The organism is Vreelandella halophytica, from assembly GCF_968193635.1.
In genome coordinates this window covers 3166668-3181937 of sequence record NZ_OZ309107.1, presented here as the reverse complement: position 1 = coordinate 3181937, position 15270 = coordinate 3166668, and the positions used below count along the sequence as shown (strand labels likewise).

Below are 15270 nucleotides of genomic sequence, written 5' to 3'. Positions count from 1 at the left end.
GACGAAACGATGAGCAAGACGGTTAAAGATCAGTCCCAGGCGGTTCAGACAGAAACCGAAGAGGCGTCGCTGCTGGACCAGGTCATGGCGCAGACCCGTATGGCCCCGGCCGATGAAGGCTACGATGTGGCCAAGCAAGGGGTTGCCGCCTTTATTTCCCAGCTGTTGGCGGATGACAACGCAGCGCCCAAGGTGAACAAGTCGATCGTGGACAACATGATCGTCGAGCTCGATCGCAAGATCAGCCATCAAGTGGACGAAGTGCTGCATAACCAGGAGTTTCAGCAGCTCGAGTCCGCGTGGCGAGGTTTGAAGCTTCTGGTCGACCGCACCGACTTTCGCGAAAACATCAAGCTCGATGTGCTGCACGCCACCAAGCAGGAGCTTCTGGAAGATTTCGAATTCGCCCCGGAAGTCAGCCAGAGCGGTCTTTATCATCACGTCTATAACGCCGGGTATGGCCAGTTCGGCGGTGAGCCCGTTGCCGGGATCATCGGCCACTACGACTTCTCGCCTTCCACGCCGGACATGAAGCTTTTGCAGTACACCTCGGCGGTCGGCGCGATGGCGCACGCGCCCTTCATGTCGTCGGTGGCGCCTTCTTTCTTCGGCGTCGACAGCTTCGAAGAGCTGCCCAACATCAAAGATCTCAAAGCCATCTTCGAAGGGCCGAAATACGCCCGCTGGCGCAGCCTGCGCGAGTCCGAAGATGCGCGCTATCTGGGCCTGACCGCGCCGCGCTTTTTGCTGCGTACGCCCTATGATCCGATCGAAAACCCGGTCAAGACCTTCAACTACCGCGAAACGGTCAGCGAGAACCACGAGCACTACCTTTGGGGTAACACCGCTTACCTGCTCGCCGAGCGTTTGACCGACAGCTTCGCCAAGTACCGTTGGTGCCCGAACATCATCGGCCCGCAAAGCGGCGGCGCGGTGGAAAACCTGCCGGTGCATACCTACGAGGCCTTCGGCCAGCTTCAGGCAAAAATTCCAACCGAGGTGTTGATCACCGACCGGCGCGAGTTCGAGATGGCCGAAGAGGGCTTCATCTCGCTGACCATGCGCAAGGGCAGCGACAACGCCGCGTTCTTCTCGGCCAACTCGGTGCAAAAGCCCAAGGTGTTCCCGAACACTACCGAAGGCAAGGCCGCGGAGACCAACTTCAAACTGGGCACCCAGCTGCCTTACATGTTCATCATCAACCGCCTGGCGCACTACGTGAAGGTGCTTCAGCGCGAGCAGATCGGTTCCTGGAAAGAGCGCCAGGACCTGGAGCGCGAGCTCAACGCCTGGATTCGCCAGTACGTGGCCGACCAGGAAAATCCGCCTTCCGATGTACGTAGCCGTCGTCCGCTGCGCGCCGCCTCGATCCAGGTCTCGGATGTCGAAGGCGAGCCGGGCTGGTACCAGGTATCGATGTCGGTACGTCCGCACTTCAAGTACATGGGCGCGAACTTCGAACTCTCCCTGGTCGGGCGTCTCGACAAGGAATAAGGGAAGTAACGCGCTATGGCCACGCAAAGCAATGGGCGTTTAGGCAGCCGATTGTTCGAGCGCTTGGCGGCCCCTCACCAGCCGGATCAGCGCTCGGAAGAGACCCGGCTCGGTGAGGTGGTGGAGTCGATCAAACGCCACTTGGTAGAGCTTCTCAACAGCCACCCCGGCAACAGCGCCTGTGCACCGGAATTGGGGCTTTTGGATTTCAACGACGCCACCATCGGCGTGTTGGATTTGGAGCTCAATATCAAGCAGGCGATCCGCCAATGCATCGAACGCTTCGAGCCCCGGGTAAAGCGGGTGGAAGTGGAGTCGCTGCCTAACGGCGGCGACCCCTTGCAGCTGCGTTTTCAAGTGCACGCCACCGTCGCGCTTGGCCACGATAGCGCCCAGGCCACGATCGATCTGCTGCTCAACAACAAGCGCTATCAGTGTATGAACTGATCGCGCGGGAAGGCATTCATGCTCAACCGCTACTACCGCGACGAACTTAACTTCCTCAAGCGTCAGGGCCGTGAGTTTGCCGAGGCGAACCCGGGCCTTAGCCGGTTTCTGTCCGAGCGAAGCACCGACCCGGACGTCGAGCGGCTGCTGGAAGGGTTTGCCTTTCTGACCGGGCGAATGCGCGAAAAGGTGGAAGACGAATTCCCGGAGCTGACGCACTCGCTGATCAGCATGCTATGGCCGAACTACCTGCGTCCGGTGCCGAGCATGGCGGTGGTACAGTTCACCCCGGTCTGGCACGTGCTCAGTCAGCAGCAAAGCGTGGCCCGCGGTACCGAGCTTTCGAGCACACCGGTCGAAGGCACCGCCTGCCTGTTTCGTACCTGTCACGATGTTGCGCTCTACCCGCTGGCCCACGCGGGCGTCACCGCTCGCCATACTCGCGAGTCCTCGATTGTCGAGCTGGCCATGGACGTGCACAGCGACCAGCCCATGAACGAGCTCGGCGTAGAGGCGCTGCGTCTTTATCTGGGCGGCGACGGCTACACCGCGCGCACGCTCTATCTGTGGATGAGCCACTACCTGGGCCGGTTGGAGCTCGAGATCGACGGCCAGCGCCAGACGCTTTCGGCAAATGCCCTGCGCCCGGTGGGCTTCGAGCCCGACCAGGCGCTTTTGCCCTACCCGCGCAACGTGCACCAGGGCTATCGCATTTTGCAGGAGTACCTGTGCTTTCCCGAGGCATTTCACTTCTTCGATGTGCATGGCCTGGGCGGCGCGCTACCTGCGAAAACCGCCGAGAAGGTGACGCTACGCTTCGTGTTCTCGCGCCCGCTGCCCACCGATGCGCGGCTTCAGGATGAACACCTGGCGCTCTATTGTGCCCCGGCCATCAACCTGTTCGAGCACGATGCCGAACCGGTCGATTTGACCGGCGAGCGCAGCGAGTACCGTATTCGCCCAAGCAGCAAGGCGCCGTCGCACTTCGAGGTGTTCAGCGTGGACGACGTGGTCGGGCGGTTGGAAGGGGCGGGAAGCGGTGCCCAAAACGGCCAGCGCCGCTATGTCCCCTTCGAGAGCTTCCAGCACCAGATCGAGCGCGACCGTGGGCGCGACTCGCTCTATTTCCGGACGCGGGTGCGCACCAGCATGCGCGGCGACGGGTTCGATCACGATATCTCGCTGGTACGCGGCGACGAAGCGCTCTGCCTTGGGCGGCGCGAGACGATATCGCTTGGCCTGACCTGCAGCAACCGCGAGCTCCCCGAGCAGCTGACCGTGGGCGATATCTGCGTGGAAACCCAGAATAGCCCCACCTTCGCAAGCTTTCGCAACGTGACCCGGCCAACGCCGGTGTTGCGCCCGGCGATCGATGACGGGCTGCTGTGGACATTGATTTCCAACTTGTCGCTCAACTACCTGTCGCTACTCAGCCGCGACGCGCTCTGCTCGGTCCTCAAGGCCTACGATTTTCGCGCTTTGGTGGACCGCCAGGCCGAGCGCGTCGCGCAAAAACGCCTGGACGGCATTATCGAGATCGATACGCAGCCGGTGGACCGGCTGCGCCGGGGCATGCCCGTGCGCGGTTTGCGCTCGGTGATGACCCTGGACCAGGACGCGTTTGGCGATGAAGGCAGCCTGTACCTGTTCGGCAGTGTCCTCGCGCGCTTTTTATCGCTTTACGCCAGCATCAACTCCTTTCACGAGTTGCAGGTCATCAACCGGCATAACCAAGAGCGTTACGTATGGAGCTCACAAGCGGGGCAGCAGCCCCTGATGTAGCGCTGGCGCCGCTTTTGAACCGGGCGCGGCGCTTTGATTTTTTCCAATTGGTAGAGCTTCTGCACCACCGTCACGGCGACGACCTGGAGCAGCGGCCTGGCGGTAGCGTGCCCGTGTTTTCGCGGGTGCGCTACAAGAGCTCGGCTTCGCTCGGCTTCCCGGGCAGCGACGTACTCGCGCTGGGCCTTGATGAGCATGGCCAGTACGCCATGGAAGTGAGCTTTCTGGGCCTTCAGGGCTCGCAGTCGCCGCTGCCGAGCTACTACCTGGAGGCGCTGGCCCACGAGTCGGCCCACCAGGAGGGCAATGCCGGGGCATTTTTGGATTTCTTCAATCATCGTCTATTGACGTTGATGCACCGTAACTGGCGCAAGTACCGCCACTACGTGCGCTACCAGGATAACGCCGAAGATGGCTTCTCGGCCTCGGTGTTTGCGCTGGTGGGGTTGGCCGACGCTAACCTGCGCGGCGAAACGCCGATCAACTGGAGCAAGATGCTCGCCTACGCCGGGCTTTTGGCCGGGCGCTCGCGCTCGCCGGAGGTGGTGTGCGGCATCGTCAGTCACTGCTTCGATCTGGAGCAGGTCGAGATCGAACAGTGGGTCAAGCGCTGGGTCGAGATCCCGCTTGATCAGCGAAGCCGTACCGGAATGAGCGGCATGACACTGGGTGAGGATGTCGTGGCCGGCGAGCGCGTGGCTGACGTGCAGGGCAAGTTTGCGCTCTGCCTGCGCGGCTTGAGTCTCGAGCGGTTTCGCGACTTTTTGCCCGACGGCCAGGAGCACGACCCGCTGAAAACCCTGGTGAGCTTCGTGCTGCGCGAGCCGCTGGCCTACGACCTGGAGCTCGAACTGTTGGAGAGCGCGGTAAAGCCCATGCGTCTTGGTGATGCTGGCTCGTGCCAGCTGGGCTGGACCACGTTCGTCGACCCCGAGGGCGGCGAAGAAAGCACGCGCCGCCGCGTACGCATTCAAATGACGAGTTAAACCATGCAAGCCGACCCGTTTGACGCCATAACGCTGGTGGTTTTGAACAGTGAACAGCTCGAAGGCCGCTCCTCCAGCAGCCATGTCTTTCATAGCGATGGAGGGACGCTTGGCAGCGGCGGCCAGGACGACTGGCTGCTGCAGGACCAGGCGCGCGAGATCCAGCCCCGCCACGCCGAGATCACCAAAATCGACGGCAAGTTCTGCCTGGTGGATGCCAGCGGCCAGACCTTCATCAACCGCGCCACGCTGCCGGTAGGGCGTAATCGTAAGGTGGCCCTGCGCGACGGCGACGAGCTGACCGTGGGCGTCTACCGGCTCAAGATTCACATGGGGAATCGCCACGCCTGGCAGCCCGGCGTGCACTCGCTGACCACCCTGGTCGACGAAGAGCAGGAAGACGTCACCCGGGACGGCGGCACGGGGCCCCGGCGAAGCGAACAGCCCGCCCAGCCCGAGCGCTTTGATCAGCGCGAAGACCCGATCGAGGCGCTGGGCGGCGTGATTCCCGGCTCGCTCAAGCACGACCCCATGGCGGCGCTGGACGAAGGCGAGCCCAGCGCCCGGGACATCGAACCGCTGGAGGCGATGCCCTTCGCCCAGCGCCAGCACTATAGCCAGCACAACAGCAACGGGCAGCGCGAGCCCCGCGAAGAAGCGGTACGCCTGCCCGATATCAAACCCTTGACCGGCACGAACAAGCAGAGGAGCAGTGACATGGATGAGCGGCAACTGGACGACCTGGAGCGCTCTGTAGGCGAGCAGTTGGAGGATCGCTGGCAAAAGCCGACGCCCCAGTCGCTGAGCCACGTAGGCGCCGACCCGCTGCTTCGAGGGCTGGGCTTCGACCTGCCTTTTCGCGATAGCGGCGAGCAGCAGGCGTTTTTGGAAGAGGCCGGCCAAACCCTGCGCGCCACCATCGATGGCCTGCGCACCCTGCAGCAGTCACAAAACGACAGCAAGTACCCGCTGCGCGACCGCCGCCTGCAGCCGATCGAAGACAACCCGCTGCGCCTGGGGCTCTCGTTCGAGGAGACCGCCGAAACCATGTTCTCGGCCCAGCGCAGCTACGTGCATCTCTCCGCCCCCGAAGCGGTCGCCGAAAGCCTGCGCCATCAGGGCCAGCACCAGCACGCCGTGGAGGAGGCGATCGGCCAGGCCCTTGGCGCCATTCTCGATGCGTTCTCGCCCGAGGCGCTGTTGAAGCGCTTTCACGCCTACCGCGGCGCGGGTAACCGGATCGAAGACGAAGACGGCTGGGCCTGGGAGATGTACCAGCACTACTACCGCGAGCTCAATTCCGGGCGCCAGCAGGGCTTTCAAAAGCTCTTCTGGGAAGTATTCGAGCAGGCCTACGACCAGTCCGTCCGTCAGCAGCAGCGGGAGCAGCCATGAGCGCAGCCCCCCACTTTCCCGCCCCGGCGGCCACCGTGAACCTTGCGCGGCTGATCGGCGTGCTGGCGCTTTGCCTGCTGTTTGCCGGCTGCGCCTCTACGCGGGAGGCCGCCGGCAAGACCTGGGAGATCATGCGCGACCCGTCGACGCCCGTGGGTTACCCGGAAGACCGCCCGACGCTTATCGATCTGAGCATGATCGCCGAGTCCAACGTGAACCCCAACGTGGAAGGCGAAGGCACGCCGCTGCGCTTTCAGGTGCTGCAGTTGAAAGACGACTCGATGCTCATGGCCGCCGACATTATCCAGCTAAGCGAGGATATGGAGGAGGCGCTGGGTACCAATTATCTCACCCACGATGACTTCACCCTGCTCCCCGGGCAGTGGAAGTTCTATGAGCCGTTCGAGATCGACGAAGAGACGCGCTACATCGGCCTCATCGCCTTTTACGCCACGCCCAACGAGGCCGAGTGGAAAAAGGTCGTGAAGGTGAGAAGCCGCGCCGAACACTACCACCTGCTGGTTCACCTTCGGGAGAGCGAAGTAGAACTAAGGAAGGAGGACTAATGGCCAGCCGAAATCGTGTGGTATGGAGCGAAGGGCTGTTTATCAAGCCCCAGCATTTCCAGCAGCAGCAGCGAAGCCTGGAAGGGCTTTTGGATACGCGCCTGCAAGGCGTTAGCCACTATCTGTATGGCTTTCTCAGCCTGGAGCTGAACAACGAGTTCTTGAGCTTTGGCCGGGTCGCCATCAGCCGGGCCGCCGGCGTCATGCCCGACGGCGTGGCGTTTCATTTGCCAAGCGACGATACCGAACCTGCGCCCCTGGAGATCAGTGACTCGAGCATCACCAACCAGGTCGTCTATTTGGGGATTCCGCTGGCCACCGACGGCGTGGGCGAGGTGCGCTGGCCCGAAGACGACCTGCCGGCACGCTATCGCATGACCACGCGCAGCGTGCGCGACCTGCACTCCCAGGAGGGCGCCACGGCAGACCTGGACGTAGCCCGGGTGTCGCCACGGCTGCTGCTGGAGCGCGACGACCGCAGCGGCTACGCCTGTTTGGCGGTGGCGCGCATCGTCGAGCGCCGCCCGGACGGAAGCCTGGTGCTGGACGAGCATTTCCTGCCCACCTTGATGAACGTTCAGGCTGCGCCCAGCCTGCAGCGCTTCGTCGGTGAGATGGCGGGCTTGATGCGCGAGCGGGCGCGCAATATCGCCCAGCGCCTCTCTACGCCGCATCAGGCCGGGGTGGCGGACGTGTCGGACTTTATGCTGCTGCAGCTTTTGAACCGCGCCCAGCCGCGCTTTCAACACCTGGCCAGGCTTGGCCAGCTTCACCCGGAGCGCCTCTACGACACCATGCACGAAGTGTCCTGCGAGCTGGTGACGTTTACCGACGAGTCGCGCCTGCCCCCGGAGTGCCCGGCCTACGACCACGACCACCCGGATCGCGCCTTCCGCCCGCTGATGAAGATGCTGCGCCAGGCGCTCTCGACGGTGCTGGAGCCGCGCGCGGTGGCCATCCAGCTTCAGGCGCGTCGTTTTGGCCTGCTGGTGGCGCCGCTTTCCGATACCAGCCTGATCGAAACCGCCGAGTTCATTCTCGCGGTGCGCGCGGACATGCCCGGCGAGCGGCTGCGCAAGCTCTTCTTGCAGCAGACCAAGGTGGCCAGCGTCGAGCGCATTCGCGATCTCATCAGCCTGCAGCTGCCCGGCATTCCGCTGGAGCCGCTGCCGGTGGCCCCGCGGGAGCTTCCCTACCACGCCGGCTACACCTACTTCCAGTTGGACCGCCAAAGCGAGGCCTGGGGCATGCTCGAAGGTGCCAGCGGTTTTGCGTTCCACGTGGCCGGCGATTTCCCCGGCCTGGAAATGCAGTTCTGGGCGATCAGGAGTTAAGCCATGCAACAGCTTGTCACTGAAGAGCAGCACCCCGGGGGTCGACGGGAGGCGTCCAAAGGCCGCCACGAGGACCTGATCAACGAGCGTGGCCTGGAGCATCTCATCCATAGCCACGCCGGTCAGCTCGACGCCGACGAAGACTACTGGTTCAAGCTGCGCGGTCATAACCTCAACCCGCTGGTCGACGCCGCGGGCAGCCTTTTGGGCATGGTGGTCCGGGTGCGCCAGCTCGACAACGTGTCCGATGTCGAGCGCCTCTATCGCCAGGTCGTCGACGAGATCGCCGCCATCGAGATCGAGCTCACCGAGCAAGGCTACGACCGCGCCACGCTTTTAGCCTACCGCTACGTGCTCTGCTCGTTCATCGACGAGGCGGTGATGGGTATGCCCTGGGGGCGCCAAAGTAAGTGGGCGGAGCACTCGCTTTTGACCCGCTTTCACAACGAAACCTGGGGCGGCGAGAAGGTCTTCTCCATTTTGGCGCGGCTTCAACAGGAGCCCAAGCGCTACCGGGACATGCTCGCCTTCATCTATCTCTGCCTCTGTTTGGGGTTCGAGGGGCGCTACCGGGTCATGTCTCACGGGCGCGACGAGTACGAACAGATCGTGCGCGCGCTGGGCGACCAGCTGTCGGCGTTAGAGCCTGCCGTAGAGGACACCCTGACCCAGCCGCTGGACAACGTGGTGCCTGGCCATCAGCGCCACCGCGGCGCCAACTTTCCCATCTGGGGTATTTTCGCGCTGTTCGGCGCGGCCATGGTGGCGGTGTATCTGGGCTTTGCCTGGTCGCTTGACCAGCAGGCCGAGCAGATCACCACGCTTCTCAACCAACTGTACCGCTAGGAGAACACCATGCTCAGGGTAGAGCTACCCGCGCTCATCGACCGCCTCAATACCATCGCCCGCCAGGGACTCGAGCAGGCCGCGGTGCTGTGCGCCCAGCAGCAGGCCCCGGAAGTGAGCGTCGGCCATCTTCTCCAGGCGCTGCTCGACCAGCCACTTTGTGATGTGCGCGTGCTCTGTGAGCGCCTCGAGGTAGACAGCGACGCGCTGCGCGCGCTGCTTGCCGAAGAGACACGGCCGCCGCGCACCACCGAGGTCGCCACGCCCAGCTTCTCGCCGCTTTTGATCGAGCTTTTGCAGGACGCCTGGCTTCTGGCCGCCACCGAATACCAGCACCGCACGCTGCGAAGCGGCGCCATCTTCACCGCGCTTTTACATACCCCGGAGCGCTATCTGGGCCAGGGCTCGAGGCGGCTGCTGGCAGAGATCAACCGGGAGAGCCTGCGCCGGGGGCTCGATACGCTCACCGCGGATTCCGCCGAAGCCCCCAAGGACGCCTCTCAAGAGCCTTCGAAAGCGGCGCCCGCCGGCGACGATAGCGCGCTGGCGCGCTTTGCCACCTCGCTCACCGAGCAGGCGCGCAACGGCGAGCTCGACCCGGTGCTTGGCCGCGACCCGGAAATCGACCAGATGCTCGATATTCTGGGGCGGCGGCGTAAGAACAACCCCATCGTGATCGGCGACGCCGGGGTGGGCAAAAGCGCGGTGGTCGAAGGCCTGGCCGCACGCATCGTGGCCGGGCAGGTGCCTTCCGCGCTCAGTGGGGTCGAACTCTTGACCCTCGACCTGGGCGCGCTGCAGGCCGGCGCGGCGGTCAAGGGCGAGTTCGAAAAACGCCTCAAGGCGGTGATCGACGAAGTCAAAAATGCCGCGCGCCCCACGCTTTTGTTCATCGACGAAGCCCACACGCTGATCGGCGCCGGCAACCAGGAGGGCGGCGGCGATGCGGCCAACCTGCTCAAACCGGCGCTGGCCCGCGGGGAGCTGCGCACTATCGCCGCCACCACCTGGCGCGAGTACAAAAAGTACTTCGAGAAGGACCCGGCGCTGTCGCGGCGTTTCCAGCCCGTGGCGCTGAGCGAGCCCAGCGTCGAGCAGGCGCTGGTGATACTGCGTGGCCTGCGCGATGTCTACGAGCGCGCCCATAACGTGTTGATCGGCGACAGCGGCCTGCGCGCCGCCGCCGCGCTCTCGGCGCGCTACCTGGCCGGGCGCCAACTGCCGGACAAAGCGATCGACGTGCTGGATACCGCCTGCACGCGGCTGGCCCAGGCGCTGGACACACCGCCGCGCCAGCTAAGCCACCTGAAAAGCGCGCATACCGCGGCGCTTCGCGAGCGCGACCAGCTGACCCGGGAGACGCTTTTGGGCCGCACCCCGGACAGCGCCCAGAGCGAGGCGTTGGCCGAGCAGTTGGCCGGGCTCGAAGAGGAGCTTGCCACCCTGGAAGCGGCCTGGCAGGCCCAGCGCGAATGCGTGGACGCTATCGTGTCGCTCCACCGCCAGCTGCTCGACGCCGACGAAAACGGCGAAGCCTCGGCGCTACACGCCGAGCTTGCCGAGCGCGAGGCAACGCTCAGAGAGCTCCAGCAAACCTTTGCGCTGGTCAATCCCAGTGTCGAAGAGGCGCAGATCGCCCAGGTCATCGGCGACTGGACCGGCGTGCCCGTCGAGCGTATGACCAGCGACGAGCTCACCCGCCTGACCGAGCTCCCCGAGCATCTGGGCGAGCTGATCAAGGGCCAGGACAGCGCGATCGAGCGTATCCATCGTCATCTGCTGACCGCCCGGGCGGACCTTCGTCGCCCGGGACGCCCGCTGGGCGCGTTTTTGCTCGCCGGGCCCAGCGGCGTGGGCAAAACCGAAACCGTGGTGCAGATCGCCGAGCAGCTCTACGGCGGTCGCGAATTCCTCACCACCATCAACATGTCCGAGTACCAGGAAAAGCACACGGTCTCGCGGCTGATCGGCTCGCCGCCGGGCTACGTCGGCTTCGGCGAAGGCGGTCTGTTGACCGAGGCGATCCGCAAACGGCCTTACTCGGTGGTACTGCTCGACGAAGTCGAAAAAGCCCACCCGGACGTGCTGAATCTGTTCTACCAGGCGTTCGATAAGGGCGAGCTGGCCGACGGCGAAGGGCGGTTGATCGACTGCAAGAACGTGCTGTTCTTCCTCACGTCCAACCTGGGCTATGAAGCGATCAACGAGCACCGCCGCGACCCGGCCGCCCTCGACCAGGCGCTTTATCCGGTGCTGGCGGCGTTTTTCAAACCGGCACTGCTTGCACGCATGGAGGTGGTGCCCTACCTGCCATTGGAGGGCGAGACGCTGCGCGAGATCGTGCGTGCCAAGCTCGACACCCTGGCCGGGCGCATTCGGGCCCGCCACCGCCAGGCCGAGGTGGTGCTGGACGACGCGCTACTGGAGGCGATCTGCATTCGCGCCACGCGCAGCGAAAACGGCGCGCGCATGCTCGAGTCGGTGATCGACGGCGAACTGCTGCCGCCGCTCTCCCGGGCGCTTTTGGAGCGCATGGCGCGCCGCGAAGCGGTGTCGAGCGTGGTGCTGGGGGTCGATAGTGAACACGACCGCTTCACCGCCGAGGTCGCCTGACGCCATGACGCTTCCCGCCCGCTCGTTAACCGGCCTGCCCAGTGCAGCGCTTGCGGCCATGCCGCTGGCGTTGACGCTGGTGGAGAGCGCGTCGCTTTCCGCGCTGCGCAAGCAAGCGGCCAGGCTTTTGCGCGACTGCCCGGGCGTGGACGCGGCGGAGTGTCTGTATATCGACGGCAGCGGGCGCTGGCTGGGCCGCGACGGCCTCGACACGCAGTTCGACTGCGGCGATTTCAGCCACCCCTACGCCCACGTCGTGCGTAACGACAGCGCGCTCAGCCTGAGCGTCAGCGACGCCCGCCTGCGCCTGGACCACCCGGGCTTTCAGGGCCAGATCGCGTCACTTGCCACCCGCCGCCAGCTACGCCTTCGCCCGCTCCGGGCGTTGGATGGCCGGCGCGAATGGCTGGGCGTGCTGCTCCTGGCCGGGGAGCCCGAGGCGCTGGACGCGCTTTTTGATGAAGCCGGTATGGCCGCGTTCGAGGCGCTTTTATGTCGTTTGTGGGCACGTCTGGCGCGGGAGCACGGCGAGCGCCAACGCTCCCGAGTACTGCAGGATTCGCTGGCCAAGCTCAACGACGGCGCCCGCCGGCAAAGCCTTGCCAATCGCCTCGGCGAGCAGATTCTCGGTCAGTCCGCCGCCATGCAGGCCCTGAGAAGCCAGGTGGTGCGCGCCGCGGAAACCAACCTGGCGGTGCTGCTACAAGGTGAAACCGGCACCGGCAAGGACCGCGTAGCCCAGGCCATTCACGAGCTTTCCGGCCGGGCCCGCGAATCCTTCATGGCGATCAACTGCGCGGCGATCCCCGAAACGCTGCTGGAGTCCGAGCTCTTTGGCCACGTCAAGGGCGCGTTCTCCGGCGCCGACCAACCCCGCGAAGGGCTGATCGCCAAGGCCCACGGTGGCACGCTGTTTCTCGATGAGATCGGCGACATGCCGCTGGCGCTACAGGCCAAGCTTTTACGCGTACTGGAGAGCGGGCGCTACCGGCCGCTGGGTTCGACCGACGAGCGCTGCGCCGATTTGCGCCTGGTGGCGGCCACGCATCAGCCGCTGCGCGAGCAGATCAAGGAGCAGCGCTTTCGCGCGGACCTTTACTACCGGCTGGGGCAGTTTCCGATCACCCTGGTGCCGCTGGCCAGCCGCCGCGACGATATCGAAACCCTGGCCCGCTCGTTCATTCGCGACTTCTGCAGCCGCGAGGCGCGCGAAGAGATGGGCATCACCCCGGCGGCGCTGCGGCTTTTACACCGCCGCGCCTACCCGGGCAACGTGCGCGAGCTTAAAAACGTGATCGACTACGCCTGCGCCATGACCCCCCAGGGGGCGGATATCGACGCCGCCATGCTGCCCGGCGAGCAAGCGCCGGACGATACGCCTGCGCTGCCCACCCAAGAGGCCACCCAGGCCCCATCCGGCGACGCCGTGCTGGAAAGCGAAATCGACGATCTGCGCCAGGCGCTGCGTGAAATCGAGTCGACGATCATTCGCAAGCGGCTGCAACGCTTCGGCGGCAACCGGGCGCAGGCGGCGGAAAGTCTGGGGCTACCCAAGCGAACCCTGGCGCACAAATGTCAGCTACTGGAGCTGGATACCAAATGAACGTGATGCTGTTAAAACGCCGATGGCCGGGCAGCGCCTTACTGCTGCTGGGCTTATTGGCAAGCGCCGGCGCGAAGGCCCAGGCGCCCGAGGCGCTACTGGATAGCGCCCAGGCGTGCACTGAGGAGGCGTCGCGCCTCGAGCGGCTCAACTGCTACGACGCGCTGTTTTTGGAGGCGACGACCACCCAGGAGCAGGGCGAGCTGCCCGCGCTCTGGTACGCGGTCGAACGCCAGGAAGCGGGCCGCGGTGACGACGACATGGGGCTGATCGCCAACACCACCGCGGACACTATCTTGATCAGCGTGCCGGCGCTGGGCACCACGCCGCCGCGGCCGGTGATGGTACTGGCCTGTGAAAAGTGGATCACGCGTTTCCAGCTGCACCTGCCCGCACCGCTTAGCCAGGCGCGGGTGGATGTACGGCTGGTCGGCGACAACGGCTCCATCCCTCAGCAGTGGCGCGTGCGCGACGGCGGCCGCGTGGTCAGCGGCGGGCGCGGGCTGCCCGCCATCGAGACGCTTCGCCAGTTGCTGGGTACCGGCGCCGTCACGCTGCAAAGCGACCTGGCCGAACTCGATGGGCTGCGCTTTGATGTCTCGGGTCTGCGCGAGGTCATCGACCCGCTGCGCGACGCGTGCGGCTGGTAAGGGGAGGTTCATGCAAATTACCGCAGAATCGCAGCTCGAGCCTTTGCTGGCGCCGCTTCCCGAGAACGCCGAGGGCGCGCCGGTGGGTGTGCCGGTCGAGGACAGCAACAGCTACCTGACCCTGGACGAGGAGATGATGAAGATCGGCTCGCTCCAGCACGCCAGCATCGACTGGGAAAACGCCGAGACGTTGGCGATTCGCATGCTCAGCGAACAGGGCAAGGACTTGAAAGTACTGGGGCACTTGATGCACTGCATGCAGCACGGCGGCAGCGGCGTGCGCTTTGCGCTCTCGCTTCGCCTGCTGGCCCGCAGCATCGCCGCGCCCTGGTGGGAAAGCGCCTATCCGTTCGCCGGCAAGCGCGGCGACAAACTGCGCCCCCGGCTTTTTCAGCAGTTCATCCAGCGCAGTATAAAACTGCTGGCGACGCTGGATTTCCACAACGCTCAGGACGAGTTCGAGGCCTGTGAAACATCGCTTGCCGAACTTGCCCAGCAGGTGGCGCAGAAATCCCTGCCCCATCAGGCGCTGGACGAGCTGACGCGCCAACTGAACGCCCTGCGCCCGAGCCAGGAAACGAACACGGCGGCCAGCGATACGCCCGCCTCGCCAGGTGGCGAAGGGGGTTCGACATCCGCCGCTCGATCTCAGGGCCAGGCCCAGGCGCAGCCCGAGACCGCGGCTCCGGCGGCGAAGGCGCCGGAGCTTCGTCTGGAATCCGGCAACGAGCGCGGCAACCGCCAGGCCCTGCTCAACATGGCGGAGTTCATGGCCGAGCAGTCGCTGGGCGAGCCGCTGGTCTATCGCCTTCGCCGCTACGCGATCTGGAGCACGATCCAGGCGCTGCCGGGCGCCCGGGAGAACGGCAAGACCGAACTGGCGCCGGTCTCGGCGGACCGTACCGCCGAGTACCGCGAGGCGCTGGCCAAGGGCGGCGATTCAAGCCTTTGGCAGCGAATCGAAAAAAGCCTCGCGGTGAGCCCTTACTGGTTGGAAGGCCACCGGCTGAGTGCCGGGCTTGCCAAACAGCTGGGCCACCCGCGCTGCGCCGAGGCGATTCGCGATGAAACCCAGCGTTTCGTACAGCGCCTGCCGGGGATCGAGGCGCTCACCTTCAATAACGGCGCCGCGTTCGTCGACGAGGAAACCGCGCGCTGGCTGCAAAGCGCCCAACAGGGGGGCGCGGCGCCGGAAAGCGGGGGCGAGGCCTGGCACCAGGGGCTTGAAGAGGCACGCGAGGCGCTGGCGCAAAACGACACCGGCGCGGCGCTGAAAGTGTTGGACCAGGGCCTGGGCGCGGCGCGCTCGCCCAGAGAGAGCGCCTACTGGCGGCTGGCGAGCGCGGAGCTTTTGGAAGAGGCGGGGCTTTCGAGCCTGGCGCAGCAGCACTACGTCACGCTCCACCAAACGGTCAGCGAGCTGGCGCTGGAGCAGTGGGAGCCTTCGCTGATCGCACGTTTGAAAGCCGCGCTGCCGGAGACCCCCTCGGGGTGAACGCCAACCGTACCACCAGGGTAAACCGATGGTCATCATCAATAGGGACGAGGGATAAA

12 protein-coding genes are annotated in these 15270 nt (G+C 65.0%); all 12 read left to right on the top strand.

The genetic code is table 11. From position 1 onward, the window contains the following. The first annotated feature begins 9 nt into the window (after positions 1 to 9). Genes tssC through tssA form a run of 12 tightly spaced genes read left to right on the top strand, consistent with a single transcriptional unit; the run spans position 10 to position 15211 of the window. Entirely contained in the window at positions 10 to 1494 is a 1485-nt protein-coding gene (gene tssC / locus ACWHXT_RS14660; protein WP_447927024.1) for a type VI secretion system contractile sheath large subunit, read from the top strand. A 15-nt stretch (positions 1495 to 1509) separates the two neighbouring features. Beyond that, positions 1510 to 1941 (top strand): type VI secretion system baseplate subunit TssE, encoded by a 432-nt coding sequence (gene tssE, locus ACWHXT_RS14655; protein ID WP_447529921.1) that lies wholly within the window; start codon positions 1510 to 1512, stop codon positions 1939 to 1941. 18 nt (positions 1942 to 1959) lie between these two features. After that, complete coding sequence (gene tssF, locus ACWHXT_RS14650; RefSeq protein WP_447956380.1) at positions 1960 to 3723, top strand: type VI secretion system baseplate subunit TssF; 1764 nt, start codon at positions 1960 to 1962, stop codon at positions 3721 to 3723. Further along, complete coding sequence (gene tssG, locus ACWHXT_RS14645) at positions 3687 to 4709, top strand: type VI secretion system baseplate subunit TssG (protein ID WP_447529919.1); 1023 nt, start codon at positions 3687 to 3689, stop codon at positions 4707 to 4709. The genes tssF and tssG overlap by 37 nt, the downstream gene beginning before the upstream one ends. Positions 4710 to 4712: 3 nt before the next feature. Continuing rightward, positions 4713 to 6104 (top strand): type VI secretion system-associated FHA domain protein TagH, encoded by a 1392-nt coding sequence (gene tagH, locus ACWHXT_RS14640; protein WP_447529918.1) that lies wholly within the window; start codon positions 4713 to 4715, stop codon positions 6102 to 6104. Further along, positions 6101 to 6670: a type VI secretion system lipoprotein TssJ gene (gene tssJ / locus ACWHXT_RS14635; protein ID WP_447956379.1), complete on the top strand. Its 570-nt coding sequence runs from the start codon at positions 6101 to 6103 to the stop codon at positions 6668 to 6670. The genes tagH and tssJ overlap by 4 nt, the downstream gene beginning before the upstream one ends. After that, entirely contained in the window at positions 6670 to 8004 is a 1335-nt protein-coding gene (gene tssK / locus ACWHXT_RS14630; RefSeq protein WP_447529916.1) for a type VI secretion system baseplate subunit TssK, read from the top strand. The genes tssJ and tssK overlap by 1 nt, the downstream gene beginning before the upstream one ends. Before the next feature lie 3 nt (positions 8005 to 8007). Continuing rightward, positions 8008 to 8850: a type IVB secretion system protein IcmH/DotU gene (gene icmH, locus ACWHXT_RS14625; protein ID WP_447956378.1), complete on the top strand. Its 843-nt coding sequence runs from the start codon at positions 8008 to 8010 to the stop codon at positions 8848 to 8850. Between the two features lie 9 nt (positions 8851 to 8859). Continuing rightward, complete coding sequence (tssH, locus tag ACWHXT_RS14620; RefSeq protein ID WP_447956377.1) at positions 8860 to 11463, top strand: type VI secretion system ATPase TssH; 2604 nt, start codon at positions 8860 to 8862, stop codon at positions 11461 to 11463. A gap of 4 nt (positions 11464 to 11467) precedes the next feature. Next, positions 11468 to 13066, top strand: coding sequence for a sigma-54 interaction domain-containing protein (locus ACWHXT_RS14615; RefSeq protein ID WP_447894348.1), 1599 nt, complete (start codon positions 11468 to 11470; stop codon positions 13064 to 13066). Beyond that, on the top strand, positions 13063 to 13716 hold the full coding sequence (gene vasI / locus ACWHXT_RS14610) for a type VI secretion system-associated protein VasI (protein WP_447529912.1): 654 nt from the start codon (positions 13063 to 13065) through the stop codon (positions 13714 to 13716). Before ACWHXT_RS14615 ends, vasI begins: the two co-directional genes overlap by 4 nt. Positions 13717 to 13726: 10 nt before the next feature. Next, positions 13727 to 15211 (top strand): type VI secretion system protein TssA, encoded by a 1485-nt coding sequence (gene tssA, locus ACWHXT_RS14605; RefSeq protein WP_447956376.1) that lies wholly within the window; start codon positions 13727 to 13729, stop codon positions 15209 to 15211. The last annotated feature ends 59 nt before the right edge of the window (positions 15212 to 15270 follow it).